The organism is Devosia chinhatensis (assembly GCF_000969445.1).
GTDB classification, from domain to species: Bacteria; Pseudomonadota; Alphaproteobacteria; order Rhizobiales; family Devosiaceae; genus Devosia; species Devosia chinhatensis.
The window spans coordinates 1-407 of sequence record NZ_JZEY01000029.1; the positions used below are offsets into that span (position 1 = coordinate 1).

The 407-nt window shown below is 59.2% G+C and carries 1 protein-coding gene; it reads left to right on the forward strand.

Annotation, left to right across the window (positions count from 1 at the left end; all coding sequences use genetic code 11):
* Nucleotides 1-138: 138 nt before the first annotated feature.
* Nucleotides 139-407: hypothetical protein (locus VE26_RS19060; RefSeq protein WP_210165396.1), on the forward strand; the 269-nt coding region annotated here is incomplete at its 3' end.

The following is a 407-nucleotide window of genomic DNA, read 5'->3' on the forward strand; positions in this document are numbered from 1 at the left end:
CAAGAGGGGAGGCGGGGAGGGAGGAGAGGGAAAGGGAAGGGAGAGGGGAAGGAAGAGAGGGAAAGAAAGAAAGATAGAGAAGAAAAGGGGAGGCAGAAAGAAGGAGAAGGGAAAAGGAGGAAGAGAAGAAAAGGGAGAGTGAAAGTAAGGGTGGAAAGGGAGAAAAGGAGGGAAGGGAGAGGAAGAAGGAGGGGGGAGGGAGGGGGGAGGGGAGGGGAGGGGAGAGGAGGCGGGGGAGGGAGAAGGGAAAAGGGGGAGGAGAGGGAAGAGGGAGGGGGGGAAGAGAAGCGAAGGAGGAGGGAGAGGGGGGAGGAGGGGAAAAGGAGAGGGGAGGGAGAGGGGGAGGAAGAAGGGAGAGAGAGGAGGGGGAAAGGAAAAGGGAAGGGAGAAAGGAAGAGAAAGGGGGG